This window comes from Pseudalkalibacillus sp. JSM 102089, assembly GCF_041366475.1.
In the GTDB taxonomy this organism is placed as follows: domain Bacteria; phylum Bacillota; class Bacilli; order Bacillales; family Guptibacillaceae; genus Guptibacillus; species Guptibacillus hwajinpoensis_B.
Map to the genome: position 1 here is coordinate 1 of NZ_JBEWYW010000001.1, position 26928 is coordinate 26928.

General features: G+C 36.9%; 22 protein-coding genes and 2 pseudogenes. 18 read left to right on the top strand and 6 right to left on the bottom strand.

Annotated features, from left to right (window positions below; translation table 11 throughout):
- Positions 1 to 311 precede the first annotated feature (311 nt).
- Both map and ABVF21_RS00010 read left to right on the top strand, forming a co-directional pair.
- A pseudogene (gene map / locus ABVF21_RS00005) lies at positions 312 to 1054 on the top strand (type I methionyl aminopeptidase).
- Positions 1055 to 1264: 210 nt separating this feature from the next.
- Positions 1265 to 1423 (top strand): hypothetical protein, encoded by a 159-nt coding sequence (locus tag ABVF21_RS00010; RefSeq protein WP_371017203.1) that lies wholly within the window; start codon positions 1265 to 1267, stop codon positions 1421 to 1423.
- A gap of 478 nt (positions 1424 to 1901) precedes the next feature.
- On the opposite strand, the pseudogene ABVF21_RS00015 reads toward ABVF21_RS00010, so the two are convergent.
- Positions 1902 to 2153: pseudogene (locus tag ABVF21_RS00015) on the bottom strand (IS1595 family transposase); the annotation flags it as partial.
- A 628-nt stretch (positions 2154 to 2781) separates the two neighbouring features.
- Between ABVF21_RS00015 and ABVF21_RS00020 the strand changes: the two are divergent.
- Positions 2782 to 3735, top strand: coding sequence for a DUF1835 domain-containing protein (locus ABVF21_RS00020; protein ID WP_371017204.1), 954 nt, complete (start codon positions 2782 to 2784; stop codon positions 3733 to 3735).
- 180 nt (positions 3736 to 3915) lie between these two features.
- Here the strand turns inward: ABVF21_RS00020 and ABVF21_RS00025 are convergent, their stop codons facing one another.
- Positions 3916 to 4224, bottom strand: coding sequence for an FtsW/RodA/SpoVE family cell cycle protein (locus tag ABVF21_RS00025; protein ID WP_371017586.1), 309 nt, complete (start codon positions 4222 to 4224; stop codon positions 3916 to 3918).
- On the opposite strand from ABVF21_RS00025, the gene ABVF21_RS00030 reads away from it, so the two are divergent.
- The 5 genes from ABVF21_RS00030 to ABVF21_RS00050 all read left to right on the top strand — a co-directional run bounded on the left by ABVF21_RS00030 (position 4175) and on the right by ABVF21_RS00050 (position 7989).
- A complete protein-coding gene (locus ABVF21_RS00030) occupies positions 4175 to 4327 on the top strand; it encodes a hypothetical protein (RefSeq protein ID WP_303533577.1) in 153 nt (50 codons plus the stop codon). The two genes, ABVF21_RS00025 and ABVF21_RS00030, sit on opposite strands and share 50 nt — an antisense overlap.
- Positions 4328 to 4423: 96 nt before the next feature.
- Entirely contained in the window at positions 4424 to 4882 is a 459-nt protein-coding gene (locus ABVF21_RS00035; protein ID WP_371017205.1) for a nucleoside deaminase, read from the top strand.
- A gap of 254 nt (positions 4883 to 5136) precedes the next feature.
- Positions 5137 to 5319: a hypothetical protein gene (locus ABVF21_RS00040; protein WP_371017206.1), complete on the top strand. Its 183-nt coding sequence runs from the start codon at positions 5137 to 5139 to the stop codon at positions 5317 to 5319.
- Positions 5320 to 5978: 659 nt separating this feature from the next.
- Positions 5979 to 7472 (top strand): peptide MFS transporter, encoded by a 1494-nt coding sequence (locus ABVF21_RS00045; RefSeq protein WP_371017207.1) that lies wholly within the window; start codon positions 5979 to 5981, stop codon positions 7470 to 7472.
- Between the two features lie 322 nt (positions 7473 to 7794).
- Positions 7795 to 7989 carry a hypothetical protein gene (locus ABVF21_RS00050; RefSeq protein WP_303533570.1) on the top strand — a complete coding sequence of 65 codons (195 nt, stop codon included), beginning with the start codon at positions 7795 to 7797 and terminating at the stop codon, positions 7987 to 7989.
- Positions 7990 to 9120: 1131 nt separating this feature from the next.
- Here the strand turns inward: ABVF21_RS00050 and ABVF21_RS00055 are convergent.
- Positions 9121 to 10302: an ROK family protein gene (locus tag ABVF21_RS00055; RefSeq protein WP_371017587.1), complete on the bottom strand. Its 1182-nt coding sequence runs from the start codon at positions 10300 to 10302 to the stop codon at positions 9121 to 9123.
- 139 nt (positions 10303 to 10441) lie between these two features.
- Between ABVF21_RS00055 and ABVF21_RS00060 the strand changes: the two genes are divergently transcribed.
- The 4 genes from ABVF21_RS00060 to ABVF21_RS00075 all read left to right on the top strand — a co-directional run bounded on the left by ABVF21_RS00060 (position 10442) and on the right by ABVF21_RS00075 (position 15804).
- Positions 10442 to 11743 (top strand): extracellular solute-binding protein, encoded by a 1302-nt coding sequence (locus ABVF21_RS00060; protein ID WP_303533564.1) that lies wholly within the window; start codon positions 10442 to 10444, stop codon positions 11741 to 11743.
- A gap of 207 nt (positions 11744 to 11950) precedes the next feature.
- Positions 11951 to 12829, top strand: a complete 879-nt coding sequence (locus ABVF21_RS00065; RefSeq protein ID WP_371017208.1) for a carbohydrate ABC transporter permease — start codon at positions 11951 to 11953, stop codon at positions 12827 to 12829.
- 13 nt (positions 12830 to 12842) lie between these two features.
- Positions 12843 to 13664 (top strand): carbohydrate ABC transporter permease, encoded by an 822-nt coding sequence (locus ABVF21_RS00070; protein ID WP_303533562.1) that lies wholly within the window; start codon positions 12843 to 12845, stop codon positions 13662 to 13664.
- Positions 13665 to 13692: 28 nt separating this feature from the next.
- Positions 13693 to 15804 (top strand): glycoside hydrolase family 52 protein, encoded by a 2112-nt coding sequence (locus ABVF21_RS00075; RefSeq protein ID WP_303533561.1) that lies wholly within the window; start codon positions 13693 to 13695, stop codon positions 15802 to 15804.
- 105 nt (positions 15805 to 15909) lie between these two features.
- Here ABVF21_RS00075 and xylE read toward each other — a convergent pair whose 3' ends face one another.
- Entirely contained in the window at positions 15910 to 17319 is a 1410-nt protein-coding gene (xylE, locus tag ABVF21_RS00080; RefSeq protein ID WP_303533558.1) for a D-xylose transporter XylE, read from the bottom strand.
- Positions 17320 to 17476: 157 nt separating this feature from the next.
- Positions 17477 to 18097 (bottom strand): YesL family protein, encoded by a 621-nt coding sequence (locus ABVF21_RS00085; RefSeq protein ID WP_303533556.1) that lies wholly within the window; start codon positions 18095 to 18097, stop codon positions 17477 to 17479.
- 737 nt (positions 18098 to 18834) lie between these two features.
- On the opposite strand from ABVF21_RS00085, the gene xylA reads away from it, so the two are divergent.
- From xylA to ABVF21_RS00115, 6 genes are all read left to right on the top strand, one after another.
- A complete protein-coding gene (gene xylA, locus ABVF21_RS00090) occupies positions 18835 to 20166 on the top strand; it encodes a xylose isomerase (protein WP_371017209.1) in 1332 nt (443 codons plus the stop codon).
- A gap of 50 nt (positions 20167 to 20216) precedes the next feature.
- Positions 20217 to 21704 carry a xylulokinase gene (xylB, locus tag ABVF21_RS00095; RefSeq protein ID WP_371017210.1) on the top strand — a complete coding sequence of 496 codons (1488 nt, stop codon included), beginning with the start codon at positions 20217 to 20219 and terminating at the stop codon, positions 21702 to 21704.
- Between the two features lie 508 nt (positions 21705 to 22212).
- Entirely contained in the window at positions 22213 to 22905 is a 693-nt protein-coding gene (locus ABVF21_RS00100; RefSeq protein ID WP_303533550.1) for a MerR family transcriptional regulator, read from the top strand.
- Between the two features lie 45 nt (positions 22906 to 22950).
- Positions 22951 to 23439 carry a hypothetical protein gene (locus tag ABVF21_RS00105; RefSeq protein ID WP_371017211.1) on the top strand — a complete coding sequence of 163 codons (489 nt, stop codon included), beginning with the start codon at positions 22951 to 22953 and terminating at the stop codon, positions 23437 to 23439.
- A 109-nt stretch (positions 23440 to 23548) separates the two neighbouring features.
- Positions 23549 to 24085, top strand: coding sequence for a hypothetical protein (locus tag ABVF21_RS00110; protein ID WP_371017212.1), 537 nt, complete (start codon positions 23549 to 23551; stop codon positions 24083 to 24085).
- A 242-nt stretch (positions 24086 to 24327) separates the two neighbouring features.
- Complete coding sequence (locus tag ABVF21_RS00115) at positions 24328 to 25818, top strand: helix-turn-helix domain-containing protein (protein ID WP_371017213.1); 1491 nt, start codon at positions 24328 to 24330, stop codon at positions 25816 to 25818.
- A gap of 80 nt (positions 25819 to 25898) precedes the next feature.
- Here the strand turns inward: ABVF21_RS00115 and ABVF21_RS00120 are convergent, their stop codons facing one another.
- The gene (locus ABVF21_RS00120) at positions 25899 to 26789 is read right to left on the bottom strand and encodes a fructose bisphosphate aldolase (protein ID WP_303533542.1); all 891 of its coding nucleotides are present in this window, start codon (positions 26787 to 26789) and stop codon (positions 25899 to 25901) included.
- Positions 26790 to 26928 lie beyond the last annotated feature (139 nt).

The following is a 26928-nucleotide window of genomic DNA, read 5'->3' on the forward strand; positions in this document are numbered from 1 at the left end:
CAGGAAGGATGCAAAGATAGCAGCAATTATTTCTTTATGTTTTGTGATTTTTCTTTAGCTAACGGATACGCTAGTTTAATATTTGTGTCAGAATCTCTCGGAATCGAGTCTTCAACATTTTCGGAGCATTAATCTAAAAAGGAATGCGCTCCTTTTTGTTTAAGTTAATAAAAGGGCAGTTTAACGGAATAAGAGGTTGTTATATTTAATCCATAAAAGGGCCAGAGATTGTTGAAGAAAAACCTGTTCAGTTTATGCTAGAAACTAAATGGAATACTAATCATAAAATACATTAAAAAGTGGGGATATCAGTGGTTGCAAAAACTAAAAAGGATTTTGAAGGATTGAAAATAATTGGTGGAATTTGTGGAGCGATTCGTGATGAATTGGTCCTTAGTACAAAACCCGGAATTACCACAAAAGAACTCGATGAAATGGGAAGAGAGATGTTTGAAAAGGCAGAAGCTCAATCTGCGCCAAAAGGAGAATACAATTTTCCTGGGTATACGTGTATTAGTATAAATAATGAAGTGGCGCGTGGGATACCGAAGAGAAAACGGGTCATCCATGAAGGAGATTTAGTGAATATAGACGTTTCAGGTTCAAAAAACGGGTATTATGCAGATACTGGAATTTCATTTGTCGTAGGGAAAGGAGACGCGGCATTACAAAAAATATGTGACGTTTCTAAAGAGGCATTCCATGCTGGACTTAAGCAGGCAAAGCCAGGTTCAAAAAAAGTGCTCTTGGAAAGGCTGCACATAATGTAGCGAAACGCCATGGGTTAACAGTAATAAAAAATCTTACAGGACACGGTATTGGACGTTCGCTTCATGAAGAACCTGAACATATTTTTAATTATTTCGCTAGTTGGGATGATGAAATTTTAAAAGATGGTGCGGTAATTGCCTTTGAGCCTATGATCTCTACATTTGAAGAGGAAGTTTTCCAATCTGAAGATGGATGGACCTTCTTAACCAATGAAAGCTTTGTGGCTCAATACGAACATACGGTTATTCTTACAAATAAAGGACCCCTTATTACGACATTATAAAAAGCACAACACGGCAATCGAGCGCTATTCATGAATATTAATTAAGTCCTGTTCCGATATCTCGGAGCATTAACCTAAAAAGGAATGCGCTCCTTTTTGTTTAAGTTAATAACAGGTCAGGGTGCTTTAGGAAGGATTAATGCTCATTTATGTGAAATATACTAGATAATGAAAGACAATTAACTTTCTACAAGAGTGGAGGGGTATCAAATGCAGAAATGCAAAAACTGTGGTAGAGATTTATTTGTAAAAATACCAGAGTATGAAAAAGAACTCACTGTCTGTTTGGAGTGTGGGGAGGTGGGTTCAATAAGGTTCGTAAACCCAAGTATATTAAAGAAATATGCTAATTCAGATATTGTAAAATAAACATATATTAACATAGATAGATTTGATATTATAATTGCCTTTTCTAAATAAAATGGTCATTATAACCAAGAAATATTCTATAATCGAGGCAACTTAAGAATATTGAATTGAATCCATTGTTCTATTAAATAAGAGCTATAGCTTATTTTGCTAACGAAGCAGGTTAAGCTAATGATTATGTTCATTAGCTTTCAAAAATCGGTTCAGTTTATTGTTTTGCTTATTAACTAAAGCAATAGGTTAATTAAGTGGAATATCATTTCCTCTCAATCATTGAAGATATCCTTCATTTCATTTTTTTCTTTTTTTAATCGTTGAAAATGCCTTTCTATTCGTCTTGCTATAAAAGGCAGAAATATAACTATTAACATAAGCCAAAGCATAAAAGTCCACCTTCATTTAAGATTTTCCCAGTCAAACTCCCCTAATCCTTCCGTTTAAGGAAAAAAGAAATGTTAGATATTGAACTTATTTAATCTAAGTGTATCATAAGTTTTGTACGAAATTTACCATCAGACTTAAATTGATATAACTCCATCCTTTTTCAGTGGCATAAGTTTTAAGGTTACGCCAAGAGCACAAGACATTTTTCTGGAAAGCTTATGACCGATGTTTTATTTAATTGATCTTTTGTTAACCGTCCCATACCCATTGTCTAAAAGAAGGTCATCTTATCACGGTCTCTTGCAACTAAAACACATACTTGCTTATTACTTATACCATGTTTTTTGCGATGTTCTTTTAAGCCGTTAACTATATTATAACTACGATTATTATATATGGTAATGTACAGTAGTGGACTGTTAGGATCGTTATTTACTATATTCTAGTATCTGGGAGTTCATCTGTAATAAGATGGGCTCCTTTTTGTGAAATAAGCATTGGATTTATTAGAACTGTTTTGAAATAATTGGGATTGACGAGTAGAGCAGGATTATCTAAGAGAGTTGTTACTGTTTGAATAACAATTGTAACATTTACTAGAGGGGTATATTTGTGATTAGTTTATTAGAGATTATATTTCAAGTATCAGGAGTTGTGTTGCTCATATGTGCAATTTATTATTATTTTCATTTTAAGAAAATCAAACGGGAAAGGAAACTGACTCCAGTTGAGTTAACAGTTTTCGCTGTAACTCAACTGGCATTTCTTCTTTTAGGAAGTAGCTATTTACTACTACTTTTGAATAAAAATTATTAAACAAACTCAGAACTTTTGTGTAATAAGGCAAGTTTAATTCTTAATGAAGAAATGGGATGGAGGGAACTAGATTGATTGATGAATAAAAAAAAATCGTAGAAAGTTCTACCGAACAAGAAGTGAAATCATTGTTATTTCAATTTTTATTGCGGATGAATATGGCTGAAGAAGTAGAACAATACTCTGATACACAATTGGTGAAGGATTTGAGAAAGGCTTGTAACTCGTTTCTGGAGTATAAAACAAATCAAATCAACAGGGAAGATGTAATCCGGTATCAAGCAGTTCATATAGTGTTTGGTGCTTCTCTCTCAGGAAGTTTAAACATAGTTTTCAAAAAAATGAAGTTAAAAGATACCGAAAAAATCATTTCCTTTTCGGACTTGTTATCTATTGGTCCAGTGTGGCGTTTACATGAAAAGATTGGTCTTAGAAAAAGGTATGAATGGTTAAAGAACCATATAAATTTTGATGATGAAGATATAGATAATTATCAAAAGAATTTCAACGATACGACTTTGGAAATTAGCGCTATCCCTGAAAATACGCCAATTATTATCTGGATGGGTCATAACGCACATGAACAAACAGCTCTAAGGTACGTTCTTTATCTTTTAAAAGGAAAAACTAATGATGTCTCTTTAATAGATGCAACTACAAAATTCAAAGATCTATTTGTTACAACAGATACGAAATATACTTTGTTACATACAGGGGAAATTCCACCTGAGAAATTAGAGTTGATTTATAAAAGCAATAGCCAGAATTCACCGTTGTCTCAAGAGGAAAGGAAACAATTTGAGGAGCAATGGGAAGCGTTATCTACTAAACAAGAATTACTTAGGATTTGGAAAAATAGTGAGATATGTCATGTTGATGAAGCCTATTACGATGACTATATAATAAATGTAGCCAAAAGGTTACATAACGAGCAAGAGCAAGATGGATTTATGAAATCAGCCCGAGTTATTGGAGAGATCATTGGACATTTAGATCAGTATATCGGTGATCAGTATATTGAGTACAGGTTAAGGAATTTAATATTAGATGGTTCCTTAGAAATCCAGGGTATTCCAAAAGCTATGAGGTATTATAGTGTGAAACCCAGATAAAATCTTATTTAACTGTAATAGATTATTTTGATAACAAGTCTTCAAGAATCGCGGAGCATTATTATTAATAAGCTAGTCTGCGGCCGCTTTGTATAAATAAACACGGCTTAACAGGTTGGCCATGTTTATTCAGTTATCAATTATAATTTTTCTTAGAAAACATTAAGATTTCCTAGGTATTCAGCTGTATACTATAGGCTGATCGACTGTATTGCGTCTTCTGTAGATGCTTAATAATAAACCGACAGCAGTCATTTCAAGTAGTATATGGAAGCCGCCGAAACTCATGAAAGGCATGGCAGCGGTAGGGACCCCGGATAAACCGAGGTTTATAAGTATGCTTAGAATGAACTGAACCGAAAATGTGGTTGCTAGACCGATAGTAAGAAGTCGTCCATAGGAATGAACCATGTTCCTGCCCGTACTAATGATTCTCCAAATGAAATATACAATCAGCACGAAAACGATGCTGGCGCTAGATACGGACATAATGGCAATGGATACGATCAGGGTGATGAATGAGGCGGCCACTGCCCCGTTCGTTGAAAGCAAAAGGATCGGTACGGCAAGAAACCTTGTGATGATGGAATGAAATGGCAGATTTGAGGCGTTTGTTTAGAGAAGGATGGAAAGAGAGATGTACTTCCTTTATAATGAGGGATAATTCAACTGGAATTGGAGAACTTCTATGACGTACAACGATGAATATTTCATGAAAATAGCTATCCAACAGGCTTCAAAATCAAGAGCAGAAGGAAACGAACCTTTTGGTGCAATCCTGGTTAAAGGCAATGAAATTGTAAAAGCTGCTGAGAATAAAGTACATACCCAATCAGATCCTACCTACCATGCAGAAATAGGTCTAATCAGAGATTTTTGTTCAGAGAATCAGCTATTTGATTTGGAGGAATACACCCTGTACACTAGCTGCGAGCCTTGTGTAATGTGTTCAGGTGCAATGGTTTGGTCAAATCTAGGTAAATTAGTATATAGCGTTACACATGATCAATTAGCACAAATAGCAGGTGGCAACATAATGATTTCCTGTAAAGAAGTATTTACTAAAAGCCCACTAAAACCTTCAGTAGTAGAACAAGTATTGAATGAGGAAGGTTTGAAGGTATTTGATAGATACACGTTTAGATAAAACAGCTTGATTGTAAATAACCCCAGGCAAAAAATCTTTTGTCTGGGGTTTTTAACGCAGCAAGGGAGCGAATTAGAAGAAAGGATTGTAAAGTAGTATCATAGTTTCATAGTTTTCAATAAACTCGGAGCATACTTGTATTAAGATAAGTTCCATTTATCTGAAATAAAGATTGAGTTCTGTTCCCTGATTCGAAATATTTGGAATTAACACCTAGGAAAGTTTACTTTAGAAAAATTATGGAGGTGTCAAATATGTCTAAAGATGTTATTTTTATCTTAGTTCTAGTATCTATTGCTATATGGGTTACGGTTTCTAAAGAGGCTGTAAAACCTTCAAAGGAAATAAACTGGTGGAAAATGATAACATTACTGTCTGCTGGTTCTTTATCTACATTAGTTATAACTCTTACTCTTTTTCAAAGTCTGTCGTTTTAGTTCCGTTTATTCGGAAAATTGCTGTTATAAAGGAGCAAAGAAGAGGTTGAAGACCGATCTTCATTAATCGTGCGCTCAACGTTTTTTTACATATCAGATCAACTTAAAGAAAACACTAACCTTTCTTTTTGGTGATAAGGATACTTTCTACTATCTATGTGATCATATAAAAGTTGTTTTAAAACCTAATGATTTTTCTGAGAAGGAACAGGGAGTATTTATGATAAAAAATGGATGATGTTGGTGTCCACATACTCATACTTGTATCGCTCGATGAGGAATCATGAAAAACAGCGTTAATTCATTCACATATTGATAAAGCAAAGGTATTTGGAGAGGAAGTAACTGCACCATCGCCTAAAAACTTCAAACAAGTTAAATGTTAACGTGATAATAGATCAGGGGATTGAAACGTTATCATATGGTTTAAAACATAATAAAGTCATGAAAATGAAAATAAGTCTGCCGTTCAAATTGGATGGCGGGCTTATTTTCATTTTTATATTTATTACAGTACCTTAATCATTTTTTAATTATCTTAAAATAACTTAATATTTGAAATAGAAAAATATTTTTGTTTATAATAAAGAGTTTAAAACTTTTTTTGACTTTATTAAAATATTAAAATATTTTAGTAAAGGAATAAGGGAGGTAGTAACATGTCATCAATGAATAAACAGAAAATTGTGGATAGCGTCCCTCAAAAAGGTTTCTTTGGACATCCGAAGGGATTATTCACTTTATTCTTCACAGAATTTTGGGAGCGCTTTTCTTATTACGGAATGCGTGCCATCCTTGTATTCTACATGTACTATGAGGTTTCAGAAGGCGGTTTGGGTCTAGAGCAAAACACAGCTTTAGCAATCATGTCGATTTATGGTTCACTTGTATATATGTCCGGAGTAATCGGAGGCTGGTTGGCAGATAGGATATTCGGAACTTCGAAAGCCGTTTTCTACGGTGGAATATTCATCATGTTTGGTCATATTGCATTATCATTTCCAGGAAGTTTAGCTATGTTCTTTGTTTCCATGGTATTGATCGTTGTGGGAACAGGACTATTAAAACCGAATGTTTCAACTGTGGTTGGAGAGATGTACAGTGAAAGTGACACGCGTCGCGATGCAGCATTCAGTATTTTCTATATGGGTATCAACCTTGGTGCATTCATTGCTCCGCTAATCGTTGGTAAACTTATGGAAACAAAAGGATTCCATTGGGGATTTGCGGTTGCAGCCGTCGGTATGTTCGTAGGTCTTGTTGTATTTATGATAACAAAGAAGAAGAATCTTGGTCTTGCTGGTACTTATGTTCCAAACCCGCTTGCCCCATCTGAGAAAAAGAAATATGGATTAATCGTAGGTTTAGTTATTGTTGGTCTTACTATCGTTTTAGGTATTACGATTCCTGCGGGCTTATTTACATTAAACGTATTTATTAATTTAGTAGGTATCTTCGGAATCGTCGTTCCAACCATTTACTTTATCGTGATGTACTATAGTCCGAAAACAACGCAAACTGAACGTTCCAGAGTCATCGCTTATATTCCATTATTTATTGCAGCTGTTATGTTCTGGGCAATTCAAGAACAGGGTTCAACCATCCTTGCAGTTTACGCAGATAAACGAACTGAACTGGAATTCATGGGAATCAGTATATCCCCAGCTTGGTTCCAATCGTTAAACCCTTTATTTATCATTCTATTAGCTCCAGTATTTGCTTGGATGTGGGTGAAACTTGGCAATCGTCAACCGTCGATTCCGAAGAAGTTTTCATTTGGTCTATTGTTTGCCGGTTTATCATTTTTAGTGATACTACTGCCTGTATATTTGGGAGGAGAAGATTCACTAGTAAGTCCATTATGGCTCGTGCTTAGCTATTTTATCGTTGTACTTGGTGAGCTATGCTTATCACCTGTAGGTCTTTCTGCCACAACTAAATTAGCTCCAGAAGCTTTCTCTGCTCAAACTATGAGTCTATGGTTCTTAGCTTCAGCTGCCGCACAAGCATTGAATGCACAACTTGTCCGTTTCTATACACCAGAAACAGAAACGCTGTACTTCGGGGCAATCGGAGGTATGGCAATCATATTGAGTATTGCACTATTCCTACTTTCACCTAAGATCCAGAAATTGATGAAAGGTGTAAAATAATTGATTTAACCCTCTGAATGTTTTCAGAGGGTTTTTATATACTTGAATGGGGAATGGAGTGGCTTCTTCAATGCCAGTAAAGTAGAAAAGAATTCCGCTATCTAACAATTAGTAAAAGTCCCAATCACATGTTCTTTTACGTCTTCTTCTATGATTATCTTTAAAAAGATAGGCTTCTTTTAACAGGAATTAAAGATTGAGTTATGCGGAATTATTTGAAATAATTGGTATTATAAATTTGGGTAGTTTAGTAAAACAATTTACTTTCCTATCCTTAGATTGGACGCAAATAAATTGAAAGTTTGTAATGGAGGTATGAAAGGTGAAAGTTGAAGTTCTTATATTTGTGATAAGTGTATCGTTAATGGCTTACTTTTTGTTTGAACTTTTTAGTGGCATTAGTAATCAAGCAGGAATTAAATCACTAATCTCCTCAATTTTTATGTTGCTATTGTTAGTTTCCTCTGCAAGCCTTATTGTAAGTCATTGGAAAGAGAAAAAAGAGTCCAGAATGTAACATTGAAGGGAAATAAAAAGTATTTAAGCTAACAGGGGCGTTAGCAATAAGACAATAATATCAAACAGAACTTCCGTTTTATGGAGGTTCTGTTTTTTCTATAAATATCAACATTATACTTTCACAGTGCCTATGAAATATAGATTGATATAGTCTATGCGGTTTGAAATAAGTGGCATTAAGTTGTTGAGAAGGTTTTAGCGAATGCTAAAAAGAGTTCTCTTAATTGCATAAGTGCAGGGAGTATCATAAATGTATCTTTAAGGGGGTTACGAAGTGTTAAAAAGCAAGGTTTTCTTCATTATTGCAGTTTTAGCTATTACTATGATAGGTTGTTTACAGGTTGAAGAAGCAACATTTATGAAAAATCTATATTAAAAACCATGTTGCAAAAGTTGATTTACATCATACTCTGCCCTGTTGTAGTAGGAATTGTTATTTATATTATTACACTGATGGAAGGCGAGCCGTTTCGGTTAAAAGCTGAGTTGCCATTAGTGCTTGGAGTATCGATACCACAATGGATTATTATTCTGTTTTTTCCTCATTTTTACGGTTCACTAGGAAAGGAAGAAAGGCAAAAAAAGAATCAAATTCTGAGGAATACCATCTTTTGTTTGTTAATTTTAACTATCATTCTACTTATCATTTTGTTATTTAATTAACTTTAGGAGTGTAATAATTATTCTACAGTCTGCGGTTTTTTAACATCACCGAGTTAAAAGGATTGTAAAAGAAACGTCAGCAAGGGGGATGAACGGTGAGAAGGTTGCAAGCTGTAGATGTAGTCGAATGATCAGATTCTTTTTGATGAAGGAATAACCGAAATGTATGGGGAAGAATCACTTGCATTTGTAAGAATGGGGAAGGGGGATGTAAATACTGTTTACTCAAGAGAGGAAAGTTCATATAACGTTTACATTAGGCGTTTAAAGGTGAGTTTTATTGAGCGGGAGATCAAATGACAATAGAAGAGCTAAAATGTTTGAAGATTTGTTATGATAATAGCACGCACATGTATGTATTTATCTAATTGATTATCCATTAAAAATCGGAAAAAAGAACAACTATTGACTGTTTCTCTTTTCCGATAAGTAACATACTAGGTAGCAAGAAAAGCGGTGCTCTCTTTTAATTAACTAAATCGATCTGAAGAAAGTTTTCAACTGTAAAGGCTACTACGCCTAGGGCAGAAGAATGAGTTGAATGCTCAGAAAAATCAATCCTAAGTCCTTTCTGTTGAAATCTTTGTGTATGATCATTGATATGTTTGTTTACTGGTTTTTTTAGCCATTTTTTGGCTGAAGCGAGACGATTTCCTATGATAACTTGTTCTGGATTGAATATATTTATGATATTGTTAATGCCGATTCCAAGGTAAGTTCCTATTTCTTCAAACAAATCAGCAGAACGCTGATCCGTATTAGCCAGTTTAATCAATGCATCTAAACAAAGTTCTTTTCCTTGGTGTGGGTTTAACTTTAATTCTTTAGCTTTTTTAAGCAAAGTATTCTCTGAAGCATATAATTCCCAGCACCCCTTATTCCCGCAGCGACATTCGAGACCATTCACATCAATTGTCATGTGGCCCATCTCTCCTGAAAAACCCTCATGACCCTGATAAAGTTTACCGTTCAAGAGTAAACCAACGCCAATTCCAATTCCAGCACTAACATATACAATATTATCAAATGCCTGACCAACTCCGAATTTCTTTTCGCCATATGCTCCAGCATTTGCTTCATTCTCGATGATAACAGGAATGGCAAACTCATCTTCAATAATGGTTTTTAACTTAATGTTCTTCCACCCCAGGTTTGGAGCTAATAAAATTTCGCCGTCTTTATTCACAATTCCTGGTACGCCAATTCCAATTCCTATTACACCGTATTTGCATGAAGGAGTGTTCATTGAAAGACTCTTGATCATGGCAATGAGTTGAGACTCAATTTTATTATATGTTAAATCATAGAAATTCAACTTTTCCTCTTTGACAATGTTGCCATTTAAATCTGTTAAGATGCCTAACATATAGTTTACACCTAGATCAATTCCAATTGAAAAACCGGCAAGCTCGTTGAACAGAAGCATAACGGGTCTTCTGCCACCACTCGATTCTCCAGGGCCAGATTCATATATCAATTCTTCGAGAAGGAGCTCGCTGACAAGAGAGGAAACAGTACTTTTATTAAGCCCGGTCATTTTCGCTATATCCGCTCGTGAAATCGGAGTATTGTCTTTTATTACTTGTAGTACGATCGATTTATTCCCTCTTTTTACAACGTGTTGATTCCAAGTGTGGTTTAGTGTCATTTTCATTTTGTTCCCCTTTTCGATTAACTTCTTACCAATATTCTAACACAAACTTAGTTTATCCAGTAGACAAACATAAATGTATTTGCTATTCTGAATTTACGGAAAGCGGTTTATTAATTATAAGGGGGGATTTTAGATGGGTTATAAGAAAGCGTTTACATTTTTTGTGATGGTTTTATTCACGGTCTTACTAGCTACAGGTTGTGCTTCTTCAAGTAGTAATGAAGAATCGAGTGGTGATACGAAAACGATTGATTTCATGCACCTTTGGCCTGAAGGAAGTTCTAAAGATCACAACAGAATTGTAAGCGAAATCATTTCGGATTTTGAAAAAGAAAACCCGGATGTAAACGTTAACCTTGAGGTGCTTAGTAATGAACAATATAAAGATAAGTTAAAAGTATTATCTACGTCAGAACAGCTACCAGATGTAGGAATGACGTGGCCAGCAGGATTTTTGGAACCTTATGTGGATGGTGAGATGTTTACACCACTAGATGATGTTCTGGATGATGGATTAAAAGATCAATTCGTCTCAGGTACAACTGAGGCATATGAGATTGATGGAAAGACGTACGGACTTCCACTTGAATTAAATATTGCAACTGTCTTCTATAACAAAGCGATTTTTGAGAAGTATGGTCTTAAGGCGCCGAAAACGTATGAAGAATTAAAAAACGTAGTAAAAACATTGAATGAAAATAATGTGGAACCAATCGCATTAGGAAATAAAGATAGATGGACTGGCTCATTGTGGTACATGTATCTTGCAGATCGAATTGGTGGATCAGACATGTTAACTAAAGCGATTGATCGTTCTGGCACTTTTGAAGACCCGGCCTTAGTGTCAGCAGCAGAAAAGGTTCAAAACCTTGTAGACATGGGAGCGTTTGAGAAGGGGTTTAATGGCCTGTCAGATGAAGAAGCCAAAAGTATGTTTATGAACGGACAAGCTGCTATGTATTTAATTGCAACTTGGGATCTACCAAACTACACGACGAATGAAGATGTTCCTCAGGAGTTTAGAGATTCAGTTGATTTCTTTAAATTTCCAACAGTTGAAGGTAGTGGTGATGAGAATAGTTTCGTTGGTGGTCCAGGTGTTGGGCTTTTTGTAGCGGATAATTCAGATGTTAAAGAAGAATCGAAGGAATTTGTTAAATTCTTCGTAGAGAAATGGGGAGAGAAGTCTGTAGAAGAAGCGGGCGTAATCCCTGCAACAAAGGTGAATAGTGAAAATCTTGAGCTTCCAGATATGTACAACGATGTACTGAATGAATTAAATGAAGCTAGTAGTATCACGTTGTTTGCGGATGTGCAAATGAAGCCAGAGGTGGCCCAGGTTCACCTTGATGCCATTCAGGCGCTTTTCGGAGGAGAAATTACACCTGAAGAGTTTGCGAAGTTGCACGAGAAAGCACTCTCGGATTCTGAGTAATGGGAAATAAAAGTATAGCTGGCCTCTATTTCAAGTGAGGCCAGTTTCTTTCCTTTCTAATAACAAAAATAGCAAATAAAGAAGCGCCTCTTATTTCCTTTGTATTTTGGTTAAACATATTAATTTGTTTTTCATTGAAAATAATAAAGTCGTCCTCTCTAGCGAGTAGGTAGCATTTTCTAATCTGAACAGTATGGAGTTGTGGTTATGAATAAAGTTATGTCGAATAAGTTTGTCATTGCGTTATACGTTCTACCATCTCTGTTACTTATAGGGCTTCTCATTTTCATCCCTCTACTATTGAGTGGTTATTATGGGTTAATGGATTGGGATGGTATAAGTGCGATGAAATTTATTGGAATGGATAATTATATTAATGTTATTCAGGAGGATAAGTTTTGGGATAGTGCTCTACATTCTTTTCTCCTTGCATTGTTTTCAACACTCAGTTTGATTATCTATCTGGCCATTTCTCTTATCCTCGTATCGAAGATAAAAGGTGCCGATTTATTGAGGAAAATTTATTTGATCCCTATGCTTTTATCTTCTGTTGCAATCGCACAGCTATGGATTAAAGTCTACAATCCTAATAATGGTATTCTGAATAGTATTCTTATAGGGATTGGAATTGATAATCCGCCTTCGTGGTTAGCGGAGCCTTCGCTTGTATTATACGCCATTTTCATCCCAATTCTATGGCAGTATGCAGGGTTTTACATATTGATCTATTATGCTGCGCTCAAGAATATTCCAGATTCGATTATTGAAGCTGCAAGGATTGATGGGGCATCTGCTCTGCAAATCGCTTATAAAATAAAACTTCCACTTATTATGGGCGTCGTAAAAGTGACTGTCGTACTTGCCATTGTAGGTTCTTTAAAATATTTTGATCTCATTTACGTTATGACTGGCGGAGGGCCGAACGGGGCTAGTGAAGTTATGGCTTCCTATATGTATAAGCTAGCATTTTCAAATTATGAGTTTGGCTATGGAAGCGCGGTAGGTTTTATGCTTCTTCTAATTACGTTGATCGTGACACTCATCATTCGTAAACTGACGGAATCGGATGAAAATATCCAGTACTAGGAGGGCTTCTTTTATGAATCGTTTAGGTTATGTCTTGCTCTATCTCTGCTTAGGGATATTAGGTTTATTTCAAATATATCCAATCATTTGGTTGTTCTTATTCTCTCTGAAAGATAATCAAGAGATTTTTTCGGGATCTCCTTTTTCCTTTCCCAGCAAGTTTAATTGGGAAAACTACCAGAAGGTTTGGGATGGAGGGGTTGGCCTATATTTCTTCAATAGTGTATGGATTACAGCGGTAGCCATCCTATTAACAGTACTATTAGCCAGTATGGCTACTTTCGCGATTACGAGGCTGAATTGGAAATTAAGTAAACTAGTACTGGGGTTGTTTATGATTGGTTTGATGATCCCGATTCATTCAGCTCTCATTCCGTTGTTTAATATGTTTTTAAATGTGAATTTGATAGATAATCCATTGTCTATTGTTGTCACTTATACGGCATATAACTTACCGATCACAATGATGATTTTACTAGGATTTTATTATACGTTGCCCCGTGAGATTGAAGAAGCAGCGATTATTGACGGTTGTTCCATTCATCGATTGTTTTTTAGAATTATTTTGCCAATGACGATTCCAGTTATGTCTACAACCGTAATTATTAATATGATCTATAACTGGAATGAGTTTGTATTTGTTAACACGTTTATTAGCTCAGATAAGTACAAGACGTTAACGGTTGGTATTCAGAATTTCATTGGTCAGTACATGACGGATTGGGGGGCAATCGGAGCTACTTTGATCATTAGTGTGTTACCGATTTTAATTGCATTTATTTTTTTCAGTAACAAGGTTGTAGAAGGAATATCATCTAGTGCAGTTAAGGGATAGCTTATTATAGGAAAAGAGAGGGATAGTTATGCCAGAAAACAATTTTTATAATGCTCATCATTCACCGATCGGTGCTTTTTCAAGTTTTACATTAGGTTATGGGGGTAATGGAGGTGGACTCGATTTAGAACTAGGGCGTTCACCGAGGAAGAACATATACGTTGGACTGGAATCACTGAAGCAAAAAGGTCATTATGATGCTCTTCCATTCTTTGATGCGAATGACGATGAGAGTAAGCGGTATGATATTGAGAACCCGGATCCTAACCCAGACAATCCTGACATCATTCATTCCTTTCCCAAAGACCAAGTTGAACGAGATTTTCAACTATGTACAGATACCTGGAAAGCAGGTGATTTAACATTTACGGTGTATTCCCAGGTTCATCCAGTAGAGAATCCAGAAACAGCAAGCGAAGAGGAATTGAAACGAACGCTTGTCCCGGCAGTTCTAGCAGAATTAACCATCGATAATACAAAGGGAGAGAGAAAGCGTCGAGCCTTTTTTGGATACGAAGGAAGTGACCCGTATTCTTCAATGCGGCGATTGGATGATACGGCAGAAGAATTGGCAGGTATCGGTGAAGGAAGAATAACGGCTATTGCAAGTAAGAAGGCTGAAACGAAGTCAGCTATGCACTTTAGTATGGAAAATATCCTAACTACTCCTTTAGAGGAAAATTGGACGTTTGGTCTCGGACCAGTAGGTACGCTTATTGCCGATGTGCCACCAGGGGAAAAAGCCACGTATCAATTTGCCATCTGCTTCTATCGAGGGGGAATTGTGACAGCTGGTATGGATACTTCTTATTTTTACACAAAATACTTTTCAAACATAGAAAGCGTAGCAAACTTTGCTATTGAAAACTTTGATGAGCTGAAACAACGGGCACTGCAAAGCAATGGGATGATTAGTGAAGCAAATTTATCGAACGATCAGAAGTTCATGATGGCTCATGCGGTCCGTAGTTATTATGGAAATACTCAATTACTTGAACATGAAGGGAAGCCTTTCTGGGTAGTTAACGAAGGCGAATATCGAATGATGAATACATTTGATTTAACAGTGGATCAGTTGTTTTTTGAGTTGAAAATGAATCCTTGGACAGTGAAGAATGAATTGGATATGTTCATTAATAGATTCAGTTATGAAGATCAGGTTCGTTTTCCAAATGAAGAAGAATTGTATCCAGGTGGAATCAGTTTCACTCATGATATGGGCGTAGCGAATACGATCAGTCGTCCACACTACTCTTCTTATGAAGTGTACGGGATTGATGGATGTTTCTCTCATATGACAGGGGAGCAGCTGGTTAACTGGGTACTCTCTGCGTCAGTTTATATTGAACAAACCCATGACGAACAATGGTTATTAGACAACTTAACTATTTTTAAAAGCTGCTTCGAGAGTATGTTAAATCGCGACCATCCAGACCCAGTTAAGCGCAACGGGTTGCTAGGGCTGGATTCAAGTCGTGTTATGGGCGGAGCAGAAATTACAACGTATGATAGTTTGGACGTTTCCTTAGGACAGGCTAGAAATAATATTTACCTTGGAGGGAAAATGTGGGCGGCCTATGTCGCGCTAGAAAAGATTTTTTCAGATCAAGGGGAAAAAGAGCTGGCTACAATAGCTGGAAGACAAGCAGAGAAAAGTGCTCATACGATGGCAAGTCATTTGACGGATTCTGGCTATATCCCTGCTGTGATTGGGGAGAATAATGATTCTAGAATTATTCCTGCTATTGAAGGACTAATCTTTCCATATTATACGAATTGTAAAGAAGCTCTTGATACAGAAGGAAGATTTGGGGAGTACATTAGGGTTTTAAAAACACATCTCGATACGGTCCTAAAAGAAGGCGTGTGTAAGTTTGATGATGGAGGGTGGAAAATTTCCTCTACTAGTAACAACTCCTGGCTTAGTAAAGTGTATCTTTCTCAATTTATTGCTCGTGAAATATTGCATCACGTTGATGAAAACGGAGCAAAAGCGGATGCGGCGCATGTGAAATGGCTGACACATCCAGAATTGTCAGTTTGGAGCTGGAGTGACCAAATTATCTCTGGTGAAATAACAGGAAGTAAATATTATCCCCGAGGAGTTACAAGTATTCTATGGTTAGAAGAAAAGGAATAATACTGACAAAAGGACGAAACCGATTAGGTTTCGTCCTTTTGTTTTGCTAAGTGTGGGAGCATTACAATGAACAAGCTCCCCGCGAAGCGAGGAGCTTTCATGAGATTACGCCAATTTCTTTTCCTTAATACCTTTTTTTCGTAAAAGCATTTCTAATTCTTCTAATGATTTTCCTTTTGTTTCAGGAACAAACTTCCATACAAAAATGGCTGATAGAATACTCATAATTCCATAAAAAGAGTATGTCAGACCACCGCTTACTTCCATCATCATAGGATAAGTAGAAGAGATTAAGTAGTTAGCCGCCCATTGAGCAGCAACAGCGATTGCGACGGCTTGTCCTCGGATTTTGTTCGGGAAAATTTCTGAAATTAATACCCAAACGATCGGTCCCCAGGACATCATAAAGGAAGCTGTATAAATAATAATGAAAACTAACGTGGCTATACCGATAATGCCAGAGAAAGCCATTCCAGCTACGCCGAACATTCCGATTGTCATACCGATTGAGCCGACAATGAGAAGAGGTTTTCTGCCCCACTTATCAACCGTTAAGATGGCGATAATCGTAAAGATCACATTGACTAATCCCATGATAATCGTCTGAACCATTGAGGCGTCTCGTGCTGCTCCCATACTTTCAAATATTCGTGGTGCATAATAGAGAGCTACATTTATTCCTACAAACTGTTGAAAAATAGATAGCAAAATACCTACAAATACGATGGTTTTCCCAAAAGCAAAGAGTTTTGCTTTATTCGTGTCAAATGAATTTTTTATCTCATATAGGGTTGCCTTAGCCATCGTTTGATCATGAATTTTTGAAAGGATAGCAAATGCTTCTTCATTTTTATTTATAGATACGAGGTACCTTGGTGTCTTAGGCACCGTAAACAATAGCAACAAGAATAGTAGAGCCGGGATAGCTTCAGAAGCAAACATATACCTCCAGCCTATATCATTCATCCATTCTAGGGGTTGCCCCTTAGCGATGCCCCAGTTAACGAAATAGACGACGAGCATCCCGAAAATAATAGCGAATTGGTTAAGAGATACTAACGTTCCTCTTATATTAGATGGAGCGATTTCTCCAATATACATTGGGGAAACAGCTGAGGCTAAACCAACTCCGATCCCACCTATGATTCTATAAAGATTAAACATAATTAACAAAGAGTAAGTCGGCTCCTCACCATAGCCAAAAAACAAAAATTCGGGATAAGCTGAGCCGAGAGCTGATAGTAAAAAGAGTACAGCAGCTAGTATAAGAGAATATTTTCTGCCAATCTTTTTGGAAAAGTAACCTGATAAAACCCCACCGATGATACAGCCAATTAACGCACTTGATACAGTAAGTCCGTGAACCAGAGAGCTAAGCTGTAAATGATCTGAGAAGTATGTCTGTAGTGACCCTTCTGCCCCAGAAATTACTGCCGTGTCGTAACCGAATAAAAGTCCTCCTAAAGTTGCAACAAGGGTGATTAACATAATGTAAATGCTTCGGTTTAGTTCCATTTTTTACAGAGTAGAGAATATCTACTCTTTCCTCCCTTCGAATGAAATCGCTTGCAATGTTTTCATTTTATCAGAGGTTTCTTAGTTTGTATAGTGGATAAACTAACTATGGATTTTTTATTTATGATAGAAATCACTAGAGCATGTTTGTAGGTTCTCATAGATGTTTAATCGAATTTTTACTGGTTACTTTAGAAAATGCATGAAGAGATAGCCACATAAGAATGAAAGCTGTTGCACTGCCTCCAAAGATAAACGCTAGTGCGGGTAATAGTTTAATTATAAAATAGATAGACGTTAGACAAATAACCATCATTATCGTAGTTAAAGGGCTAAGCAACATTATAAAGAAAGTATTTTTGAAGACAGTGCTCAGCTTAATTTCGAAATGAACAAAAGTAGGGAAAATGTATAAGAATAGTAGTCCAATCAATAGAATAAAAGCGAACAAAGGAATATAAGTCCATTGATCTGGATGTATGTGCTTGATATAAAACAAATCAAGACAGATAAAGCCAATCAAGAAATATAAAATTGCTCCTAGAATATTTCCTTTCCAAAAATCTGCTTTATAATAGTGCCAGAATGATTTACTGATTGATAACTGTGTATTTCCTTTTAACCATTGTCTAATAACAGCAAACATAGCAAGCGTAGAAGGGAAGATCCCAAGTAGAATCCCTCCTCCTAATGAAAATAGTAACCAAAGCAAATTAAGAAGAGCGAGTTTCGTTATCCACTCAAAGGTACTATAAAAAGCATTAAATGTATTTGTCATTTCTATACCCCCGATAGCTATTAGCTTGTGTGCTTAGATTACTATAAGCTAAAAAAAAGTATATCACAATAGCCTGATACTCCTCGTTATTTGTTAACTGTTCTCGTAGTGTTTGAAAGGAATTTTCTATGAATTTGAGTAGGATAGATGAATGTTACATCGTCGTCTAAGTTAATATAGCAGCATTTACGACTTTCTGATTTGGGGGGAGGGATATAATGAACTCCGATTACTATAAGAACGTTGAGGCAAGCAGAATCAATATTGGAGGAGTATATATGGCTAGAAATACAAATATTTACAGAGGGGGCGAATAGCAGTCCACTTTTTTAAATAAAGAAGTCCGGTAGAAGCAGAAAATTGCGTTGAGTGTAAGTGCATTCGTGAAAGAGAATTACCATTGGATGAATAATCTCTTACTAGTGAAAATGTCTTATTTCTCCAAATCAACTATTAATGATATAACTGCCTCTACAAGTAGCATCTATTTGAGTAAATTATTAATATTGTTCACTTTAGTAATTATGAACTTTGTTTATCTAATAGACAAACTAATTTAGGGGTGCTATACTTTTGAATGAAAGCAGTTACATAAAGTCATTAGAAAGTAGATTAGTATTAAGGATTTTTTAACTATAGGTGACATCATGTTCTCTGCTTTACATCATGAAGTTCTTATCTAGTAACAAGTAGGGTTAAGCATTGGTTAGCTAATTTTATTTGAGGAGGAGATTATTTTGGGTTATTTTAACAACATTAATCGTATTCAGTATGAGGGAGCACAATCCACAAACCCATTTGCATTCAAATATTACAATCCTAATGAAAAAATTGGTCATAAAACGATGAAAGAACATCTTCGTTTTTCGGTTGCTTACTGGCATACATTCACTGCAGATGGTGCTGATCCATTTGGTGCTGGCACGATGATACGTCCATGGAGTGAATACAGCGGTATGGATCAAGCAAAAGCAAGGGTCGAAGCTGCATTTGAACTGTTTGATAAGCTAGATGCGCCATTTTTCTGTTTTCATGACGTAGATATAGCTCCTGAAGGAGAAACACTTAAAGAGTCATATAATAACCTCGATACTATCGTTAAGATGATAAAAGACTACATGAAAACAAGCTCTACAAAGCTGTTGTGGAATACGGCAAACATGTTCACCCATCCGCGATTCACTCACGGAGCTGCGACCACCTCTGAAGCAGACGTGTTTGCTTATGCATCAGCGAAAGTGAAGAAAGGACTGGAAGTTGGGAAAGAACTTGGCGCAGAGAATTATGTATTCTGGGGTGGGCGTGAAGGATATGAAACTTTGCTTAACACAGATATGAAGCTGGAACTCGACAACCTAGCACGCTTTTTCCACATGGCGCTTGATTATGCAAACGAAATTAATTTTACCGGACAATTTCTTATTGAACCGAAACCAAAAGAACCATCAAAGCATCAATATGATTTTGATGTAGCTACATCTCTATCATTTCTTCAAAAATATGATTTGCAGAACCATTTTAAATTCAATATCGAAGCGAATCATGCGACGTTGGCAGGTCACACGTTTGAACACGAACTTCATACCGCTCGAATAAATGGCATGCTAGGATCTGTGGATGCTAATCAAGGTGATACGCTTCTTGGGTGGGATACTGATGAATTCCCAACGGATTTGTACGCTACTACTCTCGCAATGTATGAAATATTAAAAAATGATGGACTTGGAAAAGGTGGCTTGAACTTTGATGCTAAGGTTCGTCGGAACTCCTTCGATCCTGACGATCTTTTCCACGCCCATATTGCTGGAATGGATAGCTTTGCAATTGGATTAAAGGCGGCTCATCAAATGTTAGAGGATCGAATTCTTGAGAATTTTATTTCGGATCGCTATCGTAGTTTCTCAGAAGGTATTGGGAAAGAAATTATCGAAGGAAAGACGGACTTTCATAAGCTTGAGAAATATGCTTTAGGACTTAATGACATTGAGACAAAATCAGGACGTATGGAAAAACTAAAAGGTGAGATTAACTCATACTTACTAAATGCTTTTTCAAATGTTCGTGTATAAGTTAAAGAATGAAACTTAAAGTAAAAGGTTGAGAGAAAGGAGGAAGCACCATGAGCTACGTTATTGGAGTTGATCTAGGCACAAGTGCAGTTAAAGTCATCGCTGTAGATCGAACTGGGCAAGTTCAAGCAGAAGTATCAAAGACATATCCACTTCATCAACCGAAGTCTGGATACAGCGAGCAAAAACCTGAAGATTGGGTGGAACAAACCCTTCATGCTTTGGAGGAGATTACCCGACAACTTCCTTCCTCGGCTATTATTGAAGGAATGAGTTTCTCTGGGCAAATGCATGGGCTTGTCTTACTGGATCAAGAAAATAAGCCTCTTAGGCAGGCCATTCTCTGGAATGATACAAGAACAACTGCACAATGCCGAACGATTGAGAAACTTGTGGGGAAAAAGAGGTTGCTTGAAATCACCCATAACCCTGCGCTCGAAGGATTTACACTTCCTAAATTACTTTGGGTGAAAGAGAATGAACCAGATTTATACGCTAGAACTAAGGTTTTCCTCCTTCCAAAAGATTATGTACGTTATCGTTTAACAGGTGAGCTCCAGATGGAGTATTCCGATGCAGCCGGGACCTTGATGATGGATATTAGTGGGAAGAAATGGAGTGAAGAAGTCGCTTCCAAGACTAACATCAGTCTATCCCTATGCCCACCGTTGATTGAATCTACTGCCAAAGTCGGTAATATAACAAAGGGATTAGTGAAAGGCTTGGATAATGTAGAAGTTTTTGCTGGTGGTGCTGACAATGCATGCGGGGCTATTGGAGCTGGGATTCTTAGAAATGGTAAAACCCTCTGTAGTATTGGAACTTCTGGCGTCATTTTGTCATATGAAGATCGCAATCAACTTGATTTTGATGGTAAGGTTCACTTTTTCAATCATAGTAAGCCGGGTGCTTATTATACAATGGGGGTCACGCTTTCCGCAGGTCAGAGTCTGAACTGGTTTCGGGACCAATTTGCCGAAGGAGCGACATTCGATGAATTGCTTTCTTCTATCGACAAAATCCCTGCAGGTGCGAATGGATTGCTCTTTACGCCATATTTGGCCGGAGAGAGAACGCCGCATGCGGATTCATCCATACGAGGAAGTTTTATCGGAATGGATGTTTCACACACTAGAACTCATTTTGTAAAAGCAGTATTAGAAGGGATCACTTTTTCGCTGAAGGAGTCACTTTCTATTTTTAGAGAAAATGGAAAAGACATTCATGAAATTGTTTCTATTGGTGGTGGGGCAAAGAATGACTCCTGGCTTCAAATGCAGGCGGACATTTTTGATGCTACTGTTGTAAAGCATGAGAGTGAAGAGGGGCCAGCACTTGGGGCGGCGATGCTAGCAGCTGTGGGTTGTAACTGGTTTTCTACACTTGAATCCTGCAGTGATTCCTTTATAAAAGTGAAAGAACGTTTCACTCCGAATCAAGCTAATGTAAAAGTATATAGAAAACTATTTTCGATTTATCAATCCGTATATGTTCAGACAAAAGAATTGAGTGAGCAGTTAAAATCAATTCGTCAATAAAAAATGAGTATGAGTAAACATTAGCTTAAATTGAATAAAAAAAAGGTCCCGTTCATCAGTAATGGATAAACGGGACCTTTTTGCCGAGTTTGTTCCTATTCTAGTATGTGCACTAAGGGTTTCCTAATACCTTCATCTTTTTTACACGAGTATAAAACCAGGCTGTTATATATGAAAGACGACACCTGATCCACTAAGGATTTAAGTGTCGTCTTTCTTTTGTATAAGATCTACTAGTCGATTCTGATACATCATATCCAACGAACTTAAGCAACTAACAGAAAAAACTAAATGTTGATATCTTTCTCTGAAGGAAAAAATGATGGCAAGATTCGTGAAATGCTGTTAAACCGTTTCAAAACATTACATCAAACGGGGAGGCTTTGGTAGATTAACGCTATATTTGAGAGTCTATGTCTGTTGATAAGAACCTTTGTCATCTGGCAGGAAAACTGGTGTAGAGGTATGGAATAACTCATTATAAAATCAACGGGGAGGAATGATGAAGATGAATAATACTTTGATGATTTCCAGGGTGGCTTCCATGTTGAACGTGTCTCGTCATACATTGAAATTATGGGAAGAGCAATTTGCTCCGTTTTTAACTATACCACGTGATGAAAATAACGCTCGGACGTATACAATTGGTGATATTGAAGTGCTTCAATTAATTAAGAATATGAAGGAAAGCCATGCCGAAGATGAGGTCATTATTAATGCATTGGATCAACAAGGAAAAGGGATTGAAAATACTCCTGAACCGATTAACAATCCTGCTGATCAGACTGATATTCAATCATCTCTCTCAAAAATTATCTCCTTTGTTGAATCTGATGAAGTGAAGAAACTACTGAAAATCGATGAAACGGTTAAACGATTGGAAAAGGATATTGTCCATCAGGTTCATGAAATTGTTCATGAAGAAATCGCGACTGCATCAGATGCACATGCAACCATTAATCAAATGGAACTCAATTCTATCGGTAAAAAAATCGATAACCTTGCTGATATTTCAGTTGATGAGCGTGAGTTTTATCAATTTGAAGTGACAAAAGAAAGAAAGATCGCTGAAGATCATATGTCAGCTCGAGAAGAAAGACTGATGGCAGTGGTACAGGATCGTTTCCGTGATGAAAGCAGATCACATGATCCTAAATGGGGCGTAACGAAAATTAAAAATATTTTTGGATTTGCAAAATAAGGAATCGTAATAGAGTAGAGAGAAATCCGAATGGGGGAAGATGAAATGGATCAGGTTAAGGTGATGTTTTCCATACTCAGTCTCCTCGTCGCTGCTACATTCGCGGCTCTCTATATTTATATTTTCTCACTGCATACCGCAGTGAATGGTACAAAGGTGAAAGCGCATGATCAAGTAGTATCTGCTGCATCATTCCCGGCCGAATATAAACAAGTGGAAGAGTTTGTCGGAGATTTTCATGCTTTTTACAATCGAACAACGGGTTATGGCATGATTGATCGTCCGATGGACATAGAAGCCCAACAAGTGCAAGCGGATGCTGCTGTAGCATATATCAATGTGTTTTTAGAAACTGGTGTAGATCATGACGATCTTAAGAAGGACTTAATGGCGATTAAGGGTCTTGCTGGTATGGAGATTACGAGGTCAGAGGTTCGAGAAATTCACAGGTATTTTCATGACCTTGATAAAGCACTGAACAACTACGACCACGAAGATACCTTTGGTGTCACCGTTACTTTAGGAGATCAATAAGATGAACCATTCCACTCATGCTGTATAGCCAAAAGCGATATCGATTAGCTTATGAGATATCGCTTTTGTTGCGTTAAAGATCAGAATAATAAGGGGAGGCTATGTCGTGATGAATACCAGACTAAGATTCATCATACTTGGTCTAGCTACAATAGGTAGCTTGGCCCTTACCATTTATGCCCTATTTTCTATAAACGAAAATGTGCAAACTTCAAGTAAGGAACTCGTATCGCCGGTTTTGGAGGATAGACAAGTTTATTCGAAGGAAGAAATGAAGGATATTGCCTCTCTTCTTCCTGAAAAGACAGATTTCGAAAACGTGAATGCATTTATTGCAGCGAATCATGCCTATTACAATCAGACAACAGGATTTGGAGAAATAACAAATTTGAATACAAATGATCAAACCGATAAAGCTATTGAAATCGTATCTTATATAAATTTTTATGCAAACAATGAGGAGAAGGATCTTGAAAGAGATCTTCAGGAGATCAAATCCATCGCGCTTCGTTACGTTGAGCATGCAAGTCAAAAGGATGTGCAAATGCTGCATCGCTATTTCCACGACCTCGATATTGGGTTAAATGGCTACGGAGCATACGATAAAGTATGGGGTGTCACTGCTGTGCTTGGTAAAGGTGAATGAAGAAGTCTTAGACTTATAATGGGGGATAAGGAGGATTGCTAAGTGACTAGCATGTCCTTTTTTTGTTTTGTCATAAAAGAGTTTATATGAATGATGAAAAAATATTGTGATATGTACATTATTTTGACAAAATGAATAATAAAGAAAGTTGAAATAAGTGGATTTGTTAACAAGTGATGATCCGCTGATGATGTAAGGTTGTTTAAACGAAATGGTAAGTAAAAAGTAGGTGAGAAAGGTCTATGTACAAACTATTAATTTCAGACCGTGATTTACAAGAACTGAGCGGATTAGAATGGTTAATTTCAAAGTATTCCTTTCCTATTTCCTTATTCATAACTGCGAACCATCTAACAGAAGTGATGTCTATGTTAGAAAGGGAATTACCAGATGTGTTTTTCATTGAATTAGATATGATTCCCCGGGGGAAGTGGGGTCTTATGAGAACTTTTATTAACCGGTATGCAGGTGAAGTTATTGCGATGACGGCAGAACCAACGTTTGAACGGGCAAAAGAAGCAATTGATATCGGTGCAATAGACTTAATTGTGAAACCGCTTTCTCCTCTAGAGGTGAAAACTTCTCTGCAAAAAGCTTTTCGTAATGCTAAAGCGGGAAATAGGAAACTGTCAGGAGAAGAGGCATATGAAAGAGTTTGGTATAAATCATTGTTTATTGATGATCAAGTAAACTATCACTTTCCAGTATATTTAATGAAGTTAGAGAAGAGCGATTATCTTGAGGATTTGCGTCAGTTTATTGATCAATTTGATTTTTATGACAAACCACTTGTCTTTTCAACGAGTGACCGAATCGTTGTTGTGTTTGAGAGTACCATTCCAGATTCAAATAGTCAGGCACAGCGCTTCTTACGGGAGTGGGAGCAGTTGAATGAATCGCCCCTTGTCATAGCCGTGCATCTTGGTAAGTCAGATCTGTCACTACACCAAATTTATATGAAGTTAAAAAAAGTTATGGAAATGGTGTTCTTCACTGGTTATCAACAAATCCTTCGTGCTGATCAAGGTGAAGCGTGGGAGGAGATAGATCCATTTTTGACGATTACAGAACAGCGGAAGTGGGTGTTCATGCTAGATGAATCTCGAATAGATGAAATGAAAAAGTGGATGTATGAGCAATTTTATGGAATGGAACCTCCATATCCAGAGCCAGGATTGCTGCGAACACGTTTAACAAGCATTCTTGCTCAAATTCGAAGGTTTATGGTTCGAAAAGGGCTAACGGATGTCCGTAATGAAACTTTGTATAAAGAAGTGTTTGAATCGATATTATATAGTTCTGTTCTTTACCGAATTGTACAGGACTTAATATTATTCATCACACAACTTCTTCATCAATTAGCCGATAACCCGCCTTTAAAAAGAAATATCATTGAGGAAACGCTCGCTTACATTGATGATCATTCCAATGATCCTAATCTATCATTAGAAGAAGTAGCTAATCATGTCCTTCGCAATCCAGCTTACCTAAGCCATACATTAACACAAAAATATGGGAGGTCATTTCGGGAAATATTAACGTCTACCCGTATTCAAAAAGCAAAAGAGTTGCTCATTACGACACAAGAATCTATTCAATTCATTGCGAGTGTATCAGGATTTAAGAGTGCGAACTATTTTAGTCGAGTTTTTAAAGAAGTCGCAGGGCAAACTCCAGGAGAGTATCGACGGCTTCAGTCAAATGAACCGAAAGTGAAGAAGTTCTCCACATAACAAACGGGTGCGAATACATTCTCGTATTCACACCCGTTTCGTATTGATCAGAAGAAATAAACTACTATATCTACTTGTTACTATTTTTTATTAACTGATGCATCATAAATGGAATCAACCGCACTTTGCAACGCTTCATTAAATTCTGCATCAGACTGATTCGCATTTAAATCAGCTGCTAATGCTCTCGAAAAGCTTGCGATCAGACCATCATTTTCTTTCAGCTTTTCATTGGCTTCATCACGAGAATAACCGCCTGAAAGTGCTACAACGCGAAGAACGCGAGGGTGTTCAATCAATTCTTTGTAAGCATTTGCTCGTGTTGGAATTGAAAGCTTTAGCATGACATTTTGATCTTCAGTTAAATCATTGAGTTGCTTCATAATTTCATCGCGCAAAATCTCTTCAGATTTTTCTTTGTTTTCACTATGGATATTAACTTCTGGTTCAATAATTGGCATAATATCAGTCGCTAAAATTCGTTTGGCAATTTCAAACTGCTGATCCACGACTGCTTTAATGCCACTTGGATTAGGCTCATGGATGACAGAGCGCATTTTAGTCCCGAAAATCTTTCGCTCAGATGCACGACCTAGCGTCTCATCTAAATCATGAATTGGTTTCATAAGCTGTACGCCATTCTCTTGATCTGCTAGTCCTTTATCCACTTTTAGGAAAGGAACGATCCCTTTGTCTGCAAGAAAGTCTGCTGTATACTTTCCTTCGATTTCGCGATCCATTGTTTGTTCGAATAAGATAGCACCTAGAATTTGATCTCCACTAAAAGCGGGTGAAGTAATAATTCTTGTACGCATTTGATGTACTCGGTCAAACATTTCATCTTCGTTAGAGTAGGAATCTTCAGGAACGCCATATTCTGCGAGCGCCTTAGGAGTACTACCACCACTTTGGTCTAACGCTGCGATAAATCCTTTTCCGTTCTTGATTTTGTCAAATTGACTGTTATTCATGTTCTCCACTCCTTTTTGATTCTAAACTATAAAAGCAACCACCTATACTCTTCCCATTATTACGTCATACATAACACGGAATTTCTTCGATAACAGAATACTAATAAAACCGATATAAAATATCGCTTTTTCTATTTTC